Origin of the sequence: Micromonospora sp. KLBMP9576 (assembly GCF_050941805.1) — a bacterium.
GTDB lineage: Bacteria > Actinomycetota > Actinomycetes > Mycobacteriales > Micromonosporaceae > Micromonospora.
The window spans coordinates 6309372-6325956 of record NZ_CP194567.1 but is presented as its reverse complement, the minus strand read 5'-3'; the positions used below and the strand labels follow the sequence as shown (position 1 = coordinate 6325956).

Sequence of the window (16585 nt, the reverse complement as noted above, 5' to 3'; positions counted from 1 at the left end):
GTCAGCCTCCGATCGCGGACATCGGCCGGGTGGGTTGCAGGAAGGTCGGATCGTCGATGTCGTGCCCGGCCCGCTTGCCCGCCGTCGCGACCTGCCAGCGCCGGGCCAGCTCGGCGTCGTCCGCCCCGGCCCGCAGGGCACCACGCAGGTCGGACTCCTCGGTGGCGAAGAGGCAGTTGCGGACCTGGCCGTCGGCGGTGAGCCGGGTGCGGTCGCAGTCGCCGCAGAATGGCCGGGTGACGCTGGCGATCACGCCGACCCGGGCGGGGCCGCCGTCTACCAGCCAGGTCTCGGCCGGGGCGGCGCCGCGCCGTACCGGATCGGGGGTCAGGTCGAACTCCTCGCGCAACGAGGCCAGGATCTCGTCCGCGGTGATCATGGTGGCGCGGTCCCAGCCGTGCTGGGCGTCCAGCGGCATCTGCTCGATGAACCGCAGCTCGTAGCCGTGCGCGAGGGCGAAGCGGAGCAGCTCCGGCGCCTCGTCGTCGTTGACGCCCCGGATCAGCACCGAGTTGATCTTCACGGGGGTGAGCCCGGCGGCGGCGGCCCCGGCCAGCCCGGCCAGCACGTCCGCCAGGCGCGGGCGGCGGGTCAGCCGCGTGAACCGCTGCGGATCCAGCGTGTCCAGGGACACGTTCACCCGATCCAGCCCGGCGGCGTGTAGCGCGGTCGCGAGCCGGTCCAGCCCGAGGCCGTTGGTGGTCAGCGAGATCCGCGGGCGCGGCGCCAACGCCGCCACGGCCGCCACGATGCCGGGCAGGCCGGGCCGGATCAGCGGCTCCCCGCCGGTGAAGCGCACCTCGGTCACGCCGAGCAGGCGCACCGCGACCCCGACCAGCCGGACGATCTCGTCGTCGCCGAGCAGTTGCGGGCCGGGCAGCCAGGCCAGCCCCTCGGCCGGCATGCAGTAGGTGCAGCGCAGGTTGCACTTGTCGGTCAGGGAGACCCGCAGATCCCGGGCGACGCGGCCGTACCGGTCGGCGAGGACGCCAGCGGTCGGCGGGGCAGCGGTCACCTGTTGACGGTAGCGCGCCCGAGCCCCGACAGGGTCGAGCGGGCGGTCCGGGCGACCGCGCCACGGTACGCCCCGCCGAACAGGGCGGCGTGCACGAGCAGCAGGTGGAGCTGGTGCAGCGGCACCCGCTCCCGCCACCCGTCGGCCAGCGGCCACCGCTCCGCGTACGCGGCGAGGATCCGGTCGAGGTGCGGCACCCCGCCGAAGAGCGCCAGCTGCGCCAGGTCCGTCTCGCGGTGCCCGCCGTGCGCCGCCGGATCCACCAGCCAGACCCGCCCGTCCGCGCCCCACAGCACGTTGCCCGACCACAGGTCGCCGTGGATCCGGGCCGGGGGCTCGTCCCCACCGAACTCGCCGACCCGCTCGACGACCTCCTCGACCAGGCGGGCCTCGCCGCCGCCGAGCGCGCCGTTGTCGACCGACATCCGGAGGTACGGCACGAGCCGCGATCGGGCGAACCAACCCGACCAGGGGCCGCGGTCGGGTGTGTTGTCCGCCGGCAGCGCACCGATGAAACCGGCCCATCCGGCACCGAACGCCCCGCCCCCGGCCTGGGACTCGTCGTGTGTCCCACCCTCCGGCTGGGGCTCGCCCTGCGGCCCGGTTCCGCTCCGGTGCAGCTCGGCCAGCTCCCGCCCGAACCGGTCGGCCGCCTCCGGCGTCGGCTCGCCGGTGTCGACCCAGTCCAGCGCGAGCAGCTCGGGCAGCGCCACGACCACCTCCGGTACGGCGACCGTCCCGGCCTCGCGGAGCCAACGCAGCCCGGCCGCCTCGGCGGCGAAGAAACCCGCCGGCACGGGCCGGCCGGCGCTCTCCGGCCAGGTCTTCGCGAACACCGAGTGCCCGTCGTCCAGCGTCAGCCGGGACGCGGCACAGATGCCACCGCCGGCGACTGGCGTCTCCCGGATCCGCTGGTGCGTCAGGAAGGTCGGCAGGTGCTCCGGGTGCGCCCGCAGATACGCCAGATCCATCCACGCAACGTAACCCCTCCCGCCGCCGGCACCCCGCCGCGCCTCCCTCTCGCCGCGCCACGCCGCCCGTCCGCGTCGCCCGCAGCGTCGCGCTTCTCTTGTGGATCTTGGTGGATTTCGGTCTCCCTGGGGGCCGTCTCGTGCCAAGGTCTCCGGGGACTGGCTGAGCGGTCCCCGCACGGGGCGAAATGGCGGCGTGGAAAAACGCCGTGAGCTGCGTAAATACTCTCCGTGTCTGTGGATAACCCGCGTGTCATCCACAGGGGTGGTCCCCGATTTGTCCCCACCGCAGGCTGCCAGACATGACCCCGACCGACCGACCGCGGCTCGCCGTCCGTTCGCCCGCCGACCTCATCGCCGCCGTGCCCTACCTGCTCGGCTTCCACCCGACCGACAGCGTGGTCGTGGTGGCCATGCGGGATCGCCGGATCACCTTCGCCGCCCGTGCCGACCTGCGCGATCTCCGCGATCTCGCCGCCCTGCCAGACCACACCGACGTACCCCACCTTGCCGACCTGCCCGACCTTGCCGACCTGCCCGACCCCGCCGACCTGCCCGACCCCGCCGGCCACCTCGCCAGCGTCGTCGCCCGGCAGCATGTCGAGACCGCCACGGTCCTGGGCTACGGCCCGGCGGCCCTGGTCACCCCGGCGGTCGACGCCGTGTGCGCCGCGCTGGCCGTCGCCGGGCTTTCCGTGCTCGACGCCCTACGGGTCACCGAGGGACGCTACTGGTCGTACCTCTGCGCGGAGCCGGAGTGCTGCCCGCCCGACGGCACGCCCTACGACGTCGGCGCCAGCGAGGTCAGCGCGGCGGCCGTCTTCGCCGGCCAGGTCGCGCTGCCCGACCGGGCCGCCCTGGTCGCGCAGGTCGCCCCGGTGACCGGTCCGGCCCGCTCCGCGGTCAGCCGGGCCACCGCCCGCGCCGAGCGGCGCCTGGCGGAGTTGCTCGACGAGGCCGCCACGACGGACCAGCGCGGCGAGCGGGTGATCCGTTCGGCCGGGGTCGCGGCGGTACGCTCCGCGCTGCGCCGCCACCGGCGGGGCCAGGTGCTCAGCGACGGCGAGGTGGCCTGGCTGAGCGTGCTGCTGACCCGCCTGCCCGTACGCGACCACGCGTGGGAGCGCACCGACGGGCGGGACGCGGACATCGCGCTCTGGGCCGACGTGCTGCGCCGGGCCGAGCCGGCACTGATCGCCGTGCCGGCCGCGCTGCTGGCGTTCGCGGCGTGGCGGGCGGGGCAGGGGGCGCTGGCGGCGGTGGCCCTGGAGCGGGCCCTGGCCGAGCACCCCGGCCACTCGATGGCGCTGCTCATCGACGACCTGCTGCGCCGGGGCGTGCCCCCGTCCGAGCTGGACGGCTGGCCGGCGGTGAGCAACTCGGGTGTGCTGCGCCGCCGGCGCCGCGTCCGCTGATCCGGTCAACGTCGGGATGATGTGCCGACTGCCGGCAGCCCTGATCTCAGGGTCAGCAGGAGCCCGGGTGCCAGTTCACCTTCGTCACGGCCATGGGCAGGTAGAAAATCCTGCCGCCAGGGATGGAGCAGGTCTTTTGCGTGGTCTTCTTCCCGTCGGGCCAGGTGTAGACGTGTTCCATCTCGACGTTCCGAGAGGTGTAGTTGTAGTAGGTCAATCCCGGGACGCTGCCGGACCACTCGCCGTAGGTCACCAGGGACGGGGTCTCCGTGGGAGGGGTCGCCGGCTCAGCCCAGTTGGGCCAGACGCAGAACGCGCCCTTCGGGCAGTTCCCGGGCGGCCACGCCTCATCTCCCGGCTCGGCGGCTGCCGCCGAAGCGGCGGGGGCGGTGGCCAGCAGGCCCGCGACGGATACGGCGAGGGCAATTGATTTCAGGCGCACGAAACTCCCTTTCGGTAGCTATTTCCATTGAAAGGAGACATTACCAGCAGAAAGTTGAGCAGTCAAGTACTTCATTTATCCCCTTACGGAAGGGGGTGTGGGCAATTCCGTGTGGTATTTAGGGCCGGCTATTAATTCGCGCGGCCATCAGCACGACATCGGCGCTCCGCCATCTCGCCCAGTCCCGAGACGCCCGCATCCGGCGGGCAGGATGCGGGGGGCGGCGAGGCGAGCCGCTGATCCAGCCAGGAGAGCAGGACCTCCTCGTACTGTGGGCTGATGCCACCCAGGTCCCCGACCTCGCCCTGGGTGGGCGCGTGGTCGCAGCCGGCCAGCCGGGCGACGGTCAGCTCCGCGTCGCGCGCGGCCCGGCGCCACACCGTCAGGCTCTGCTCGATCGGAGTCCAGGCATCGGTCTCGCCGTAGCAGAGCAGCACCGGGCAGGCCAGCGCCGCGAAGATCGGCTCCGGGTCGAAGTCCATGTCCGCCCAGGCACCCGGCTCCGAAACCTCGCGCGGCAGGAACGCCAACGGAAACCAGGGCCGCTCGACAGCCGCGTCCATTTCCGCCTGGGCCACCGCCCGGGACACCCCACCCCGCAGGTACGCCTCGGCCAGCCCACGCAGTCGGTCCAACTCGGCCAGGTCGGCGTCGCCGTACCCGTGGCGGCGAAGTTGCTCGGCGGTGCCGTATCGCATCTGCCGGGCGGGGCTGACCCCGCTGCACCCGACGAGCACGAGGAAGTCGACCGGGTGCCGGCTGGCGGTCAGCACCGCCGCCCAGGACCCCTGGCTGAACCCCCACAGCCCGACCGGCACGTCGCCGACCTGCCGGCGCAACACGTCGAGGGCCGCCGCCGCGTCGTCGGCCTGGGCGCTGAGCGGCACGTCGCGCCCGTCGATCCGGGGGCGACGGTCGTAGCGCAGCACCGCGATGCCGGCCGGCGGCAGCAGCCGGGCCAGGTGCTCGTAGAGGAACCACCGCCGCGTGCCCTGGTGCGAGCCGTGCAACACGGCGAGGGCTCCCCGGGGCGGACCGATCGGCAGATGCAGGGTGGCGGGAAGTTGCTGCTCGCCGACGCTCAGCTCCATGCGGGGCAGTCAACCACCGGCCGGTCGCCCGCGCGGCCCCACCGGCCCGGCCGCCCTCGTAGGGTGTCGGGTGTGGGCAGTGCGGGCTGGTTGGCGGACACCAGGGACTCCTACGACACGGTGGCGACCGACTACGTGGAACTGGTACGCGGCCTCCTGGCCGACGCGCCCCACGAACGCGCGGCCCTGGCGACGTTCGCCGAGCTGGTGCGGGCCGCCGGTGGCGGGCCGGTCGCCGACGTCGGATGCGGGCCCGGACGCATCACCGCCCACCTCCACGAGCACGACGTCGACGCCTTCGGGATCGACCTCTCGCCAGCGATGATCGAGATAGCTCGCCGGGAACATCCCCACCTGCGCTTCGAGGTGGGCTCCATGACCGACCTGACGCTCGCCGACGCCTCGGTAGCGGGGGTGATCGCCTGGTACTCGCTCATCCACATTCCCGACGACGAGGTCGGAGCGGTCCTCGCGCACTTCCGGCGGGTCCTGCGCCCCGGTGGTCCGCTGCTGCTCGGCTTCCACGTCGGCGACGGGTCACGGCTGAAGACCGAGGGCTACGGCGGACATCCCATGAGGGTCCACGTCCACCGCCGCCGGCCCGCCCGCGTAGCGGCCTGGCTGCGCACGGCCGGCTTCACCGTCGAAGCGGAGACGGTCCTGTGCTCGCCGGAGAGCAAGCTCGGGGCGATCCTCTTCGCCCGTCGGGATTCCGCCCCCGCGACGCTTTGGAGCTGATGTCGCAGACGACTCACCGGCCGCCGCGACGCCACCGCTCGCCACCCCAATGCCCGGCGCGAAGGTGAGCGCCGGGCCAGCCGAGGACGTCAGGCAAGCGGCAGGAGGCGCTGCGGCGACGGGACCGGATCGAGTCCATCTGCGTGGGCACGGGGCGGGCCCGACGCGCGGGGGTCCGTCGAAGGATGTAGCGGATGTTCGTCCCGCAGGGCGACCCCTTCGGCCCCGGGCCAGCCGAGAATCGTCACATGCTGCCATCCCTCCACGTTGGTCGTCCGGTGTCGGCGAGCCGGCCGAGCTCTGGTCCGGCGTGAGCGTCGGACTGCTGCTGCCGCTCGCCGGCCTGGCCCTGGTCGACAGCACGAGCATCGGCACGCTCTTCATCCCGATCTGGCTGCTGCTCGCGCCCGGCCGGGTCGACGCCCGGCGCATTCTCGTCTACCTCGGCACGATCACCGTCTTCTACTTTGCCGTCGGGCTGCTGCTCGCCTTCGGCGGCAGTCGGCTGGCCGACCTGCTCGGCGGGGCGATGGACAACCGACAGGTGCTCTGGGCGCAGCTCGTGCTCGGCGTGGGGTTGTTCGCGCTGAGCTTCCGCTACGACGGTAAGCGGTCCCGGCGCTCCGGGGGCGTACTGCGCTGGCGGGACCGGGCCACCTCCGGCGACTCCTCGGCGCGCTGGCTGGCGGGGCTGGCGCTGCTCGCCGCGCTCGCGGAGGTGGCCACGATGCTGCCGTACCTCGGTGCGGTCGGCCTGCTGACCACCTCCGGTCTCGGCGCGGTGGAGCTGGTGGGGCTGCTCGCCGGCTACTGCCTGGTCATGGTGCTGCCGGCGGTGCTGCTGCTGGCGGCCCGGATGGCCCTGCCGAGGTTGGTCGAGCCGGTGCTGGTCCGGCTCAACGGCTGGATCGAGCGGCATTCCGGCGGCATGCTCGGGTGGATCCTCGCCATCGCCGGCTTCCTGTTGGCCCGCGACGCCGCGTTCCGGCTGGGGCTGTTCGACTGAGGGGTCACACGGTGATCCGGTCCGGGCGGGCGTAGACGTTCATCGTGTTGCCGCGCAGGAAGCCGACGAGCGTCAGCCCGGCCTCGTCGGCCAGTTCCACCGCCAGGACGCTCGGCGCGGAGACCGCCGCGAGCAGCGGCACCCCCGCCATCCACGCCTTCTGGGTCAGCTCGAAGCTGGCCCGCCCGGAGACCAGCAGGACGTGCCCGGCCAGCGGCAGCCGCCGCTCGCGGACCGCCCAGCCGACCACCTTGTCGACGGCGTTGTGCCGGCCGACGTCCTCGCGTAGCACCACCAGCTCGCCGTCGGCGGTGAACAGGCCCGCCGCGTGCAGGCCGCCCGTGCGGTCGAAGCCGCGCTGCGCCGCGCGCAGCCGGTCCGGCAGCGCGGTCAGGACCGCCGCCGGCACGGTCAGCGGGTCGTCGGCCAGCGCGAAGAGCGATCGGGTACGCACGGCGTCGATGCTCGCCTTGCCGCACACCCCGCAGGAGCTGGTCGTGTAGAAGTTGCGGGACGCGTCGACGGCGGGCTCGGGCACGTCGGGCGCCAGCACCACGTCCACCACGTTGTACGTGTTGGGTGTCTGCGCGCCGGCGCAGAGCTGCGCGGTGCGCACGTCGTCGGCGGACCGGATGAACCCCTCGGTCAGCAGGAAGCCGACCGCCAGGTCGATGTCGTCGCCGGGCGTACGCATGGTGACGGCGAGGGGCCGCCGCCGGCCGGGACCGGCCGCACCGACCCGGATCTCCAGCGGCTCCTCCACGGCGAGGCTGTCCTGCCGGCGTACCGAGGTGCGGCCGGTGGTCGCCGCGTCGAGGTCGATACGGAGTACGCCACGTCGGTCAGTCGCCCGTCCCATCCCGCCATCCTGCACCCCGTGCCCGCCGCGCCGCGCGGCTAGTCCGGCCCGGGGCCGCCGGCGGGGCTCGGGCCGCGCAGGCTGTACCCGCGATGTACGTGCCCTGTACGCCGCCGGCCGTACGGTTTCACCGCCCGACGACGTATGACCGGAGGATGGGCCATGACCGTTACGGTCGCTGTGGTGGACGACGGGTCGCTGACCTTCCGCGGGGTCGCCGAGGCCCTCGACCGAGCCCACGGGGTGACCATGACCGGCGTGTTCCCCTCGGTGGAGGCGGTCGCCGCGTCGCCGGCCGTGCCCACCGTCGTCGTCACGGGCCAGCGCCCCCGGGAGGGGGAGGCCGACGTGGCGCGGCCCGAGGGGGTGGCCTTCGTCGTGCTGGGGACGTGCCTCGACCCGTCGCTGGTGCGGGCCGCGTTGGGCACCGGCACGCTCGCCTACCTGGGCCGGGACGTCGACGAGGTCACGTTGTTGGCGGCGGTGCACGCCGCCGGCCGGGGTGACCTCTACCTGGCGGGCTCCGCGCGGATCGCCCTGCTGGCCGAGCCCGCCGTGGACGCCTGCGACGGCGGCCCGCCCGCGCTGACGACCCGCGAGCGGGAGGTGCTCTGGCTCATCGCGGAGGGCCTCACGCACCAGCAGATCGCCCGCCGGCTGTCGCTGTCGAAATCCACCGTGGACACCTACACCCACCGCCTGCGGCAGAAGACGGGGGCGGTGAACAAGGCCGGGCTGACCCGGGTGGCGATGATCTTCGGACTCGAACCCGCCGCCTAGGTGGCGGCCCGGCTACTGTGACCGCATGGGCGCGTACGCGGCGTTGGTGCTGGCGGGCGGGGCCGCGCGCCGGATGCGGGGCGTGGACAAGCCCGCCCGGACGGTCGGCGGTCGGCCGATGCGCGACCGGGTGCTGGCCGCGGTCGCCGACGCCGACCCGCGCATCCTGGTCGGTCCGCCCGCTCCGGTGCCCGCCGGGGTGCGGGTGACCCGGGAGGAGCCGCCCGGCGGCGGTCCGGTCGCCGCCACGGCGGCGGGGCTGGCCCTGCTCGACGCCGGTACGCCGGTGGTGGCCCTGCTCGCCGCCGACCTGCCCCTGCTCACCCGCGCGGCCGTCGGCGGGCTGCTCGACCGGCTCGACGCGGACCACGACGGCGTCTGCTACGTCGACGACGACGGGCGGCGGCAGACGCTCTGCGGGGTGTGGCGGGTGGCCCCGCTGCGCGCGGCCCTGGACCGCCTCGCCGCCGACCGTCGCGGCCCCGCCGCCGCGCTGGCCGGGGCGCCGATCCGGGCCCTGCTCGCCGGGCTGCGGGTGGGCGAGGTGCCGTGGTCGGGTGCCGGCCCGCCGCCCTGGTTCGACTGCGACACTGACGAGGACGTACGCCAGGCGGAGGAGTGGACGCGATGACGGTCATGGACGACTGGGTGACGGCGGCCTGTGCCGAACTCGACCTGGATCCCGCCCAGGTGCCGGTGCCGGCGGTGCTCGACCTGGCCAAGGACGTGGCGCATCAGGTGCTGCGGCCGGGCGCGCCCGTCACCGCGTACCTGCTGGGGCTGGCGGTCGGGCGCGGCGCGGACCCGGCCGGCGCCGCGGCCCGGCTCGGCGCGCTGGCCGCCGCCTGGCCGGTGGAGCTCGGCGCCGCCGGCCCGGACGGTACGGCCGGCTGAGCACCGCCGCCCGATCGCGGTCGGGCTGATTCGTCCCCCGGGTTCCGTGGGTAGGGTGACCTTGACGGACGGAGGCGATCATGACGGCAGACCACCCCTCGGCGCCGGGCGACGACTCGCCCGGCACCCTGCCGGCGCACCACGAGCCGATCCTGCTCGACGAGCCCAGCACGGCCGACCTGCGGGCCAAGGTCACGCAGGCCTGGCACGAGTTCGCGCGGGCGCTGGCGGCACGGTTCGCGGCGCTGCCGGCGGGCACGCACGTCGAGCTGACCCTGGACCCCACCGCCTCCGGCACCGGCGACGCGGTCTACTCGATCAGCGTCGACGTCGGCGAGGGCGGCCGGCTGGCGGCCCGCGCCGTCGGCAACGCCACGCTGCCGCAGGGCTACCGGCTGGACCGGGCGGCCGTGGCGGACATGATCGCCCTCGGCTGGTCGCCGCCGGGCGTCGTGGAGGGCTCCGGCGGGCAGTTCGGGCTCGACGGCGACACCGCCGAAGCGGCCCGGCTCGCGGCCCTGGTCACGCGGACGCTGCGCGACGTGTACGGCGCCCCGCACCCGGCCTTCCTCGTCTACCTCATCCACGACGCCGAGGGCGAGCCGCTGCCGGTGGAGCCGCTGGGCACCGCGCGCAGCGAGTTCGGGCCCGACCGCGACGTGGAGGCCGACCTGGACGAGGCCCTCGCGGCGGCCGCCGCCGCGCAGTCTCCCGCGCACGACGTGGCCGCGCTCGCCGAGCAGGTCAGTACGGTCGTCTCGACCATGCTCAAGTCGGACTCGGACCGGTTGCAGATCGACTCCGACGGCGACATCAACATCCGGGCCGGCTCGGCGATGGTCTTCGTGCGGGTCCGCGACAATCCGCCCCTGGTGGACGTCTTCTCCCCGGTCCTGACGGAGGTCGAGCCGACCGAGCGGCTCTACGTGAAGCTCTCCGAACTGACCAACCGGATGCCGATCGGCCGGCTCTACTGCGCCGACGACACGGTGTGGGCCTCCATTCCCGTCTTCGGCCGCGACTTCCAGGCCACCCATCTGATGCTCGCCGTCCAGGTGATGACCGGGTTGGCGGACGAGCTGGACGACCGCCTGCACGGTGAGTTCGGCGGGAAGCGGTTCTTCGGCGAGGGCGACAAGCCCGTCAAGCGGGACGAGGACGAGCACCGCACCGGCATGTACCTCTGATCCGCCGTGCCGCACCGGGCGGGTGGCCCGCGGGAGCCGACCCGCCCGGTGCGGATCAGGTGACCGGGAGCCAGCCGAGGCTGCGCGCAGTGGCCGGGTCGGTGGCCCGCAGGCCGGTGCTGGAGACCGTCCAGAGCACGTCGCCGACCAGCAACGACCGGAGGACCGGCCCCGCTTCGCCGGGGTGCGTCACCGTGCCGACCTCACCGATGTCGGTACCGGAGACCCGCAGCAGCCGCACGTCCTCGCCGACCGGCAGGGCGACCAGACCTGTCCGCGGGTGGTGCAGGAAGGCGTGGGTGTCGTGTTCCAGGGCGGAGTACGCCCCCGGCACGTGCCACTGGTCGAGCCGGGTGGGCCGGGCCGGGTCGCGGACGTCGAAGAGGGAGACCTGCAGGCCCTGCACCCGCCCCCGCCGGTCGGCCTCCTGGCCCACCCCGAGCAGCCGGCCGTCCGGCAGCGGATGCAGGTACGCCGAGTAGCCGGTGATCTTGAGTTCGCCGGTGACGCGGGGCGCGGACGGGTCGGTCAGGTCGAGCGCGTAGAGCGGGTCGGTCTGCCGGAACGTGACCACGTACGCGGTGGCGCCGAGGAAGCGCACGGAGAAGATCCGCTCGCCGGGGCCGAGGCCGGTGACCGCGCCCGCCCGCACCAGCGTGTTCCCGTCGCGACGCAGCACGTGCACGGCGGACTCCGAGGTGGGGCGGTCGCCCCGGGGTTCCTCGGTGGTGGTGGCGACCCGCAGGTGGCCCTGCCACTCGCTGAGGGCGTACTGGTTGACGAGCGTGCCGGGCACGGTGCCGGCCGCCACGTAGCGGGGACGGCCGGGGGAGCCGGTGTCGAACTGGTGGATCTCGGTGACCTGCCTGCCGGGGAGCCAGCGCCCGCGCGGCGGGCCGGGCCGGTCCACCGCCCGTTCGCCGGCGAGCCAGAGACCCGTCCCGGTGCCGTAGACGGTGCTGGCGTCGGCGGCGACGCTGACGGGGTCGCCGTCGCCGAGCCGGTCGCCGGTGAGGTCGAAGCTCAGCACCGTCAGCATCGACGTCCCGGACCAGGCGGGGGGCCGGCTCAGCCGGTCGCAGCCGACCCGCCCGACGTGCCGTTGCGTCCCGGCCGTCCACTCGTACGCCGGCAGCCACGCGTCGACCCCGGCCTCGGCGATCACCGCCCGGTTGGCGGCGGTGCGTGCCGCTTCGGTGCCCCGCCGCTCGTAGGGGAACTGGATCCGGGGGCGGGTGCGCACGACCACCCGGGCGGTGGACCCGGTCTGCCGGGCGTCGAGGAGGCTCCCGTCCATCTGGTACGTGCCGAGGACCCGTGGCGCGCCCGCGAGATCGACGAGGATCAGGCGCGGTATCCCGGCGGCGGGCATCGCCCGGTCGACCGGTTCCCGGCCGCGGCCCACCTGCGCCAGCACCAGCGCCCGGTCGCCGTGCAGCAGCAGGGTCGTCTGCTCCCCCCACCTCAGCTCCGGTAGCGCGTCGGCGAGGTCGAGGCGGCCGGTTTCCCGACGGGTGGCCGGGTCCACCACCCGCAGCGCGCCCCCGGTGACGGTGACGATCCGTCGCCCGTCGGTCTTGACCAGGTCCGGTTCGTCCGCGCCGGCCTCGTGCACGTTCGTGGTGGAGTGCTCCGGGGCGGCCTGTGGCACTGCCCGCGCGCCGGCTGCGCCCTTCGGCACGGCGGCGAGGTCGAGCCCGGTGCGCCAGCCGTCGCCGAAGCCCCACGGGCCGACGGACGCGCCGGCGGCGGCGCGCAGCCCGGCCAGGGCCTCGGCGCAGGAGTCGTAGGAGACCAGCAGGGGTGCGGCCGTCGGCTGCCCCGGCGTCGGCTCGTCGGTAGGTGTCGGGGGTGGGAACGCGCTGCCGCCGAGCAGGGTGAGCGCGGCCAGCGCGCCGATCGCGAAGATTGGGGCTCCCCGTGTCATGGCCGGTTCGACGCGGCGGGCCGTCGGCTGGTTCCGGCCGGCTGCGGCCCTCGCGGTCAGCGGGGGGCGGGCCCGACGCCGGGGGACTCGACGAGGCGGGAGAGCACGATGGTGCTGCGGGTCGACGTCACGAAGGGCTCGGCCCGCAGCCGCTCCAACGCCGCCTCCAGGTGCGCGATGTCGGCGGCCCGCAGGTGTACGAGCGCGTCGGCCTCGCCCGAGACGGTGTACGCGCCGACCACCTCGGGGTGCCGCCGGGTGGCCACCCCGATCTGGGTGGGAGTGGTCCGCCCGGCGCAGAACAGCTCGATGAACGCCTCGGTGGTCCAGCCCACGGCGGCCGGGTCGATGACGGCGGTGAAGCCCCGGATCACGCCGGCTGCCCGCAGCCGGTCGACCCGTCGTTTGACCGCCGGGGCGGAGAGCGACACCCGCTGGCCGATGTCGGCGTACGACGCGCGGGCGTCCGCGACGAGCAACGCAATGATCTGCTGGTCTACCGCGTCAATCTGCAACGTTCAGCTCCTGCGAAGCAATGATGATGGCTGTTACCAAAGTTCCACGGTACCTAACCTTGTTCATCGTGAACCAGCAGCGACTCCCGCGAAAGCGGACATATCTCATGTGCTCGCCCGAGCATTTCGCGGTCGAGTACGCGATCAATCCCTGGATGGACGTGACCGCGCCCGTCGACTCGGAGCTCGCGGTCAAGCAGTGGGACCGGCTGCGGGAGACGCTGGTCGGCCTCGGCCACGAGGTGCACCTGCTGACCCCCGGGCGGGGCCTGCCCGACATGGTCTACGCGGCCAACGGGGCGTTCATGGTCGACGGCACGGTCTACGGCGCGCGGTTCAAGCACGAGCAGCGGGCCGCCGAGGCCGCCGCCCACCGGGCGTGGCACGAGTCGCGGGGCTGGCGGTTCATCGCCCCGATCGAGGTGAACGAGGGCGAGGGCGACTTCGCGTACCTGCCGGAGGCGCACGGCGGGGTGATCCTCGCCGGGCACGGTTTCCGCACCGAGCTGCCGGCGCACGCCGAGGCGCAGGAGGCGCTGGGTCGGCCCGTGGTGTCGCTGCGCCTGGTCGATCCGCGCTTCTACCACCTGGACGTGGCGCTGGCCTCAATCGACGACGCGAACGTCGCCTACTACCCGGGCGCCTTCTCCGCCGCCAGCCAGCGGGTGCTCACCCAGCTCTTCCCCGACGCGCTGCTCGCCGACGCCGAGGACGCCCTGGCCTTCGGCCTCAACCTGGTCAGCGACGGGCACAACGTGGTGCTCAACAGCGAGGCGACCCGGCTGGCCGGGAAGCTGAAGGCGGCCGGCTACCACCCGGTCCCGGTGGAGCTGGCCGAGGTGAAGAAGGGCGGCGGCAGCGTGAAGTGCTGCGTCGCCGAGCTGCGCCCCTGACGGTCGCCGCGCCGACCCGTGACCCCCGCCGCGCCGACCCGTGGCGCCCGGGGCTCAGCCGAGCGTGGTCAGCTCGGAGACCATGACGTTCGCGAGCACCTGGCCGTCGAGCTGGACCTCGCGCAGGTACCACCTCTGCTGCGGCGTGCGCGGCTGGTTGAACTGCCACATCCCGCGCGGGCTGTCGATCTGGCCGATCCGGCCGAGGGCCAGGTTCACCTGCTGCGCGCTGGGCGAGCCGCCGGCGAGCCGGATCGCCTGGTCGAGCACGTACGCGGCGTCGTACGAGGCCATCGCGTAGGTGGTGGGCGAGGTGCCGTGCTTCTTGCGGTACGCCGACGCGAACCGGCGGTTGGCCGTGTTGTTCAGGTCGGCCGAGTAGTTGAGGGCGGTCTGGATGCCCACCGCGTCCTCGGCCTTGAGGCTGCCCAGCACGGTGCCCTCGGTGAGGAAGCCGGGGGCGTAGACCTTGCCGGTGAACCCCTCGGCGCGCAGTTGCCTGATGAACTCGACAGCAGCCGGTCCGGAGTAGAAGCAGAACAGCGCCGTCGGCTTGCTGTCCAGCGCGCGGCGGATGTCGGCCCGGTACGCCGACTTCGGGGGGGTGGTGAAGACCCCCGTCGTGACCACCGCGCCCGCGATCCGGGGGTCGGACTCGCCGAACTCCTGCCGGAAGCCCTGCACCACGTCCCGGCCGCCGACGCTGTCCGGCGCGACGATCGCCAGCCGCGCGGACGCCTCCAACTGGTCGCGCAGGTAGCGGCCCAGCGCCCGGCCCGCCTCGTCCAGCACGTACGACGTGCGCCAGATGTAGACGACGCTCTGGAGGCTGGACGGCGAGGCGTTGGAGCTGATCAGGGGCACCCGGGCCCGCTCGACGGTGTCCCGGATGCCGGAGAGGACGTTCGCGTCGGCCACGCCGGTGAGGGCGAGCACGCCCTGCTTGAGTAGCCCCTCGACGGCGGCCTTGCCGGTCTTGACGCTCTCGCCCTCGTCGGCGGTGAGCAGGGTGGTGGGGTGCCCGCCCAGCAGCCTGTCGTTGAGGTCGAGGAAGAGCTGGAAGCCGTTGGTGATCTCGTCGCCGATCGCCTTGAGGCCGCCGCTGGTGGGCGCGACCAGGCCGATCTTGATCGGGGTCCCGGGGGTGGCCGGTTTGCCCTCGGCGTCGTCGGTGCCGCAGGCGGTGACCAGCCCGGCCGCGCCGAGGGTGGCCAGCAGTTGGAGGGCGCGCCTGCGGTTCATCTGCGACACCGGGTTCCTTCCGGGAACGTTGCGGGGTGGAGCGCACCCCCCACGGCGTTCTACCCGGTCGGCGACGCTGCGTCAATGCTTAGCGATCTTCCTGCAGAGATCGAATGGCAGCCGTGACCTGCGGCCAGGCCGCCGACTCCGGATCGATGAGCCCGAAATGCTCGCATTCCGGCAGCTCGACAAGGCGGATGTCGCCGCCCGCGGCCCGCCCGGCGGCCACGAACTCCCGGCTCATCCCGGGCGGCACCCGATCGTCGAGCGCACCATGCATGACTACTGTCCGTGTCGTCAATGGCACCAATGATCGTGGATCCGTGGCGGCGTACCGCTCGGGGACGTCCGCGGGGCCGCCGCCCAGCAGCGCGGCCACCGCCCCCGCGTCCAGGTCCAGCCGGTACGCCTGCGCCAGGTCCGACACGGGCGCCAGGGCCAGCACCCCGCCGACGGCGGCCGGGGCGGTCGCCGCCGCGTACAGCGCCAGGTGTCCCCCCGCCGAGTGGCCCACCAGCAGCGGCGCCCCGGCCGCGACCCGACCGGGCAGCGCCCCGGCCGCGAGCCGGGGCAGCGCCGCGACGCCGGTCAGCACGTCCGCCAGCGTGCCCGGCCAGCCGCCGCCCGGCTGCCCCGTCCGGCGGTATTCGAGCTGCGCGACCGGGTGGCCCAGCGCGGCCAGCGCGGCGGCCAGCGGGTCGGTGTGCCGCCGGTCGTACCCGGCCCGCCAGAAGCCGCCGTGCACCACCACGACCAGCCGCCGGGCCGGGCCGGATCCGGCGGGGACCCGCAGGTCGGCGACCTGGTCCGGATGCCCGCCGTAGGAGACGGTGCCGTCCGGGGCCGGCGCTGGGCGGGTGAGCACGTCGCGGGGATCGGCGGGCATGGCGCGACCGTAGCGCGGATCACGACCGGATTCGCCGCCGGGATCGGTCCCCGCACGCATGGGCGCCAGCGGCTGGGTAAAGATGGATCCCATGACCGAAGCGCACCCCACGGGACACAACGACGAGCCGGGCCAGGACGGCACCGGTCACTCCGGCACGGTGGTGGTGGTCGGCCCGGACGGGCGGCCCGTCGGCACCGTGCAGACCGACGAGGCGCACGCCGAGGATCCGACCCGACTGGTCGAGCAGCCGGCCAAGGTGATGCGGATCGGCAGCATGATCAAGCAGTTGCTGGAGGAGGTCAAGGCCGCCCCGCTCGACGACGCCAGCCGGCACCGGATGCGGGAGATCCACGAGCGGTCGATCGTCGAGCTGAAGGACGGGCTCGCCCCCGAGCTACGCGAGGAGCTGGAACGGATCTCGTTGCCCTTCACCGAGGAGAAGGCGCCCAGCGAGGGCGAGCTGCGCATCGCGCACGCCCAGCTCGTGGGTTGGCTGGAGGGCCTGTTCCACGGCATCCAGGCGGCCCTGGTCGCCCAGCAGATGGCCGCCCGGGTGCAGCTCGAGCAGATGCGCTCGGGCCGGCAGGCGCTGCCGAGCGGTCCCGGCGGCGCCATGATGCCGCCGGGGATGCCCGGCATGCCGGGCATGGGCCAGCCGCAGGGCGGCGAGGGCCACAGCACCGGCCAGTACCTCTGACCGCGCGGCCGGCCGGCGCGCCGG

The 16585-nt window shown here is 74.2% G+C and carries 18 protein-coding genes; 9 read left to right on the top strand and 9 right to left on the bottom strand.

The annotated features are described in order from the left end of the window. Position 1: 1 nt before the first annotated feature. Both moaA and ACQ452_RS28220 read right to left on the bottom strand, forming a co-directional pair. On the bottom strand, positions 2-1015 hold the full coding sequence (gene moaA, locus ACQ452_RS28225) for a GTP 3',8-cyclase MoaA (protein ID WP_433388824.1): 1014 nt from the start codon (positions 1013-1015) through the stop codon (positions 2-4). Next, positions 1012-1986, bottom strand: a complete 975-nt coding sequence (locus tag ACQ452_RS28220) for a fructosamine kinase family protein (protein ID WP_433388823.1) — start codon at positions 1984-1986, stop codon at positions 1012-1014. Before ACQ452_RS28220 ends, moaA begins: the two co-directional genes overlap by 4 nt. Before the next feature lie 302 nt (positions 1987-2288). Here ACQ452_RS28220 and ACQ452_RS28215 point away from each other — a divergent pair, with 302 nt between their 5' ends. Further along, positions 2289-3401, top strand: a complete 1113-nt coding sequence (locus ACQ452_RS28215) for a DUF4192 domain-containing protein (protein ID WP_433388821.1) — start codon at positions 2289-2291, stop codon at positions 3399-3401. Between the two features lie 52 nt (positions 3402-3453). Here the strand turns inward: ACQ452_RS28215 and ACQ452_RS28210 are convergent, their stop codons facing one another. Further along, complete coding sequence (locus tag ACQ452_RS28210; protein ID WP_433388819.1) at positions 3454-3843, bottom strand: hypothetical protein; 390 nt, start codon at positions 3841-3843, stop codon at positions 3454-3456. A gap of 131 nt (positions 3844-3974) precedes the next feature. Continuing rightward, the gene (locus ACQ452_RS28205; protein ID WP_433388817.1) at positions 3975-4934 is read right to left on the bottom strand and encodes an alpha/beta hydrolase family protein; all 960 of its coding nucleotides are present in this window, start codon (positions 4932-4934) and stop codon (positions 3975-3977) included. Between the two features lie 72 nt (positions 4935-5006). Here ACQ452_RS28205 and ACQ452_RS28200 point away from each other — a divergent pair, with 72 nt between their 5' ends. After that, complete coding sequence (locus ACQ452_RS28200) at positions 5007-5672, top strand: class I SAM-dependent methyltransferase (RefSeq protein WP_433388815.1); 666 nt, start codon at positions 5007-5009, stop codon at positions 5670-5672. Between the two features lie 310 nt (positions 5673-5982). Then, positions 5983-6678, top strand: coding sequence for a GAP family protein (locus tag ACQ452_RS28195; protein ID WP_433388814.1), 696 nt, complete (start codon positions 5983-5985; stop codon positions 6676-6678). A gap of 4 nt (positions 6679-6682) precedes the next feature. Here ACQ452_RS28195 and fdhD read toward each other — a convergent pair whose 3' ends face one another. Further along, entirely contained in the window at positions 6683-7537 is an 855-nt protein-coding gene (fdhD, locus tag ACQ452_RS28190) for a formate dehydrogenase accessory sulfurtransferase FdhD (protein ID WP_433388812.1), read from the bottom strand. Positions 7538-7699: 162 nt separating this feature from the next. On the opposite strand from fdhD, the gene ACQ452_RS28185 reads away from it, so the two are divergent. The 4 genes from ACQ452_RS28185 to ACQ452_RS28170 all read left to right on the top strand — a co-directional run bounded on the left by ACQ452_RS28185 (position 7700) and on the right by ACQ452_RS28170 (position 10398). After that, positions 7700-8317, top strand: a complete 618-nt coding sequence (locus tag ACQ452_RS28185; protein WP_433388810.1) for a response regulator transcription factor — start codon at positions 7700-7702, stop codon at positions 8315-8317. Between the two features lie 25 nt (positions 8318-8342). Continuing rightward, entirely contained in the window at positions 8343-8948 is a 606-nt protein-coding gene (mobA, locus tag ACQ452_RS28180; RefSeq protein WP_433388808.1) for a molybdenum cofactor guanylyltransferase, read from the top strand. Further along, positions 8945-9211 (top strand): DUF6457 domain-containing protein, encoded by a 267-nt coding sequence (locus ACQ452_RS28175; RefSeq protein WP_433388807.1) that lies wholly within the window; start codon positions 8945-8947, stop codon positions 9209-9211. Before mobA ends, ACQ452_RS28175 begins: the two co-directional genes overlap by 4 nt. Positions 9212-9291: 80 nt before the next feature. Beyond that, positions 9292-10398, top strand: coding sequence for a T3SS (YopN, CesT) and YbjN peptide-binding chaperone 1 (locus tag ACQ452_RS28170; protein WP_433388805.1), 1107 nt, complete (start codon positions 9292-9294; stop codon positions 10396-10398). A 55-nt stretch (positions 10399-10453) separates the two neighbouring features. On the opposite strand, the gene ACQ452_RS28165 is transcribed toward ACQ452_RS28170, so the two are convergent. Both ACQ452_RS28165 and ACQ452_RS28160 read right to left on the bottom strand, forming a co-directional pair. After that, complete coding sequence (locus ACQ452_RS28165) at positions 10454-12325, bottom strand: beta-propeller domain-containing protein (protein ID WP_433388803.1); 1872 nt, start codon at positions 12323-12325, stop codon at positions 10454-10456. Positions 12326-12381: 56 nt separating this feature from the next. Further along, positions 12382-12840: an Lrp/AsnC family transcriptional regulator gene (locus ACQ452_RS28160; RefSeq protein WP_433388801.1), complete on the bottom strand. Its 459-nt coding sequence runs from the start codon at positions 12838-12840 to the stop codon at positions 12382-12384. Between the two features lie 107 nt (positions 12841-12947). Here ACQ452_RS28160 and ddaH point away from each other — a divergent pair, with 107 nt between their 5' ends. Then, complete coding sequence (gene ddaH / locus ACQ452_RS28155) at positions 12948-13733, top strand: dimethylargininase (RefSeq protein ID WP_433394471.1); 786 nt, start codon at positions 12948-12950, stop codon at positions 13731-13733. Positions 13734-13787: 54 nt separating this feature from the next. On the opposite strand, the gene ACQ452_RS28150 is transcribed toward ddaH, so the two are convergent. After that, entirely contained in the window at positions 13788-14984 is a 1197-nt protein-coding gene (locus ACQ452_RS28150) for an ABC transporter substrate-binding protein (protein WP_433388800.1), read from the bottom strand. Between the two features lie 79 nt (positions 14985-15063). Beyond that, positions 15064-15861, bottom strand: coding sequence for an alpha/beta hydrolase family protein (locus ACQ452_RS28145; protein ID WP_433388798.1), 798 nt, complete (start codon positions 15859-15861; stop codon positions 15064-15066). Positions 15862-15943: 82 nt separating this feature from the next. Here ACQ452_RS28145 and ACQ452_RS28140 point away from each other — a divergent pair, with 82 nt between their 5' ends. Continuing rightward, the gene (locus ACQ452_RS28140) at positions 15944-16561 is read left to right on the top strand and encodes a bacterial proteasome activator family protein (RefSeq protein ID WP_433388796.1); all 618 of its coding nucleotides are present in this window, start codon (positions 15944-15946) and stop codon (positions 16559-16561) included. The last annotated feature ends 24 nt before the right edge of the window (positions 16562-16585 follow it).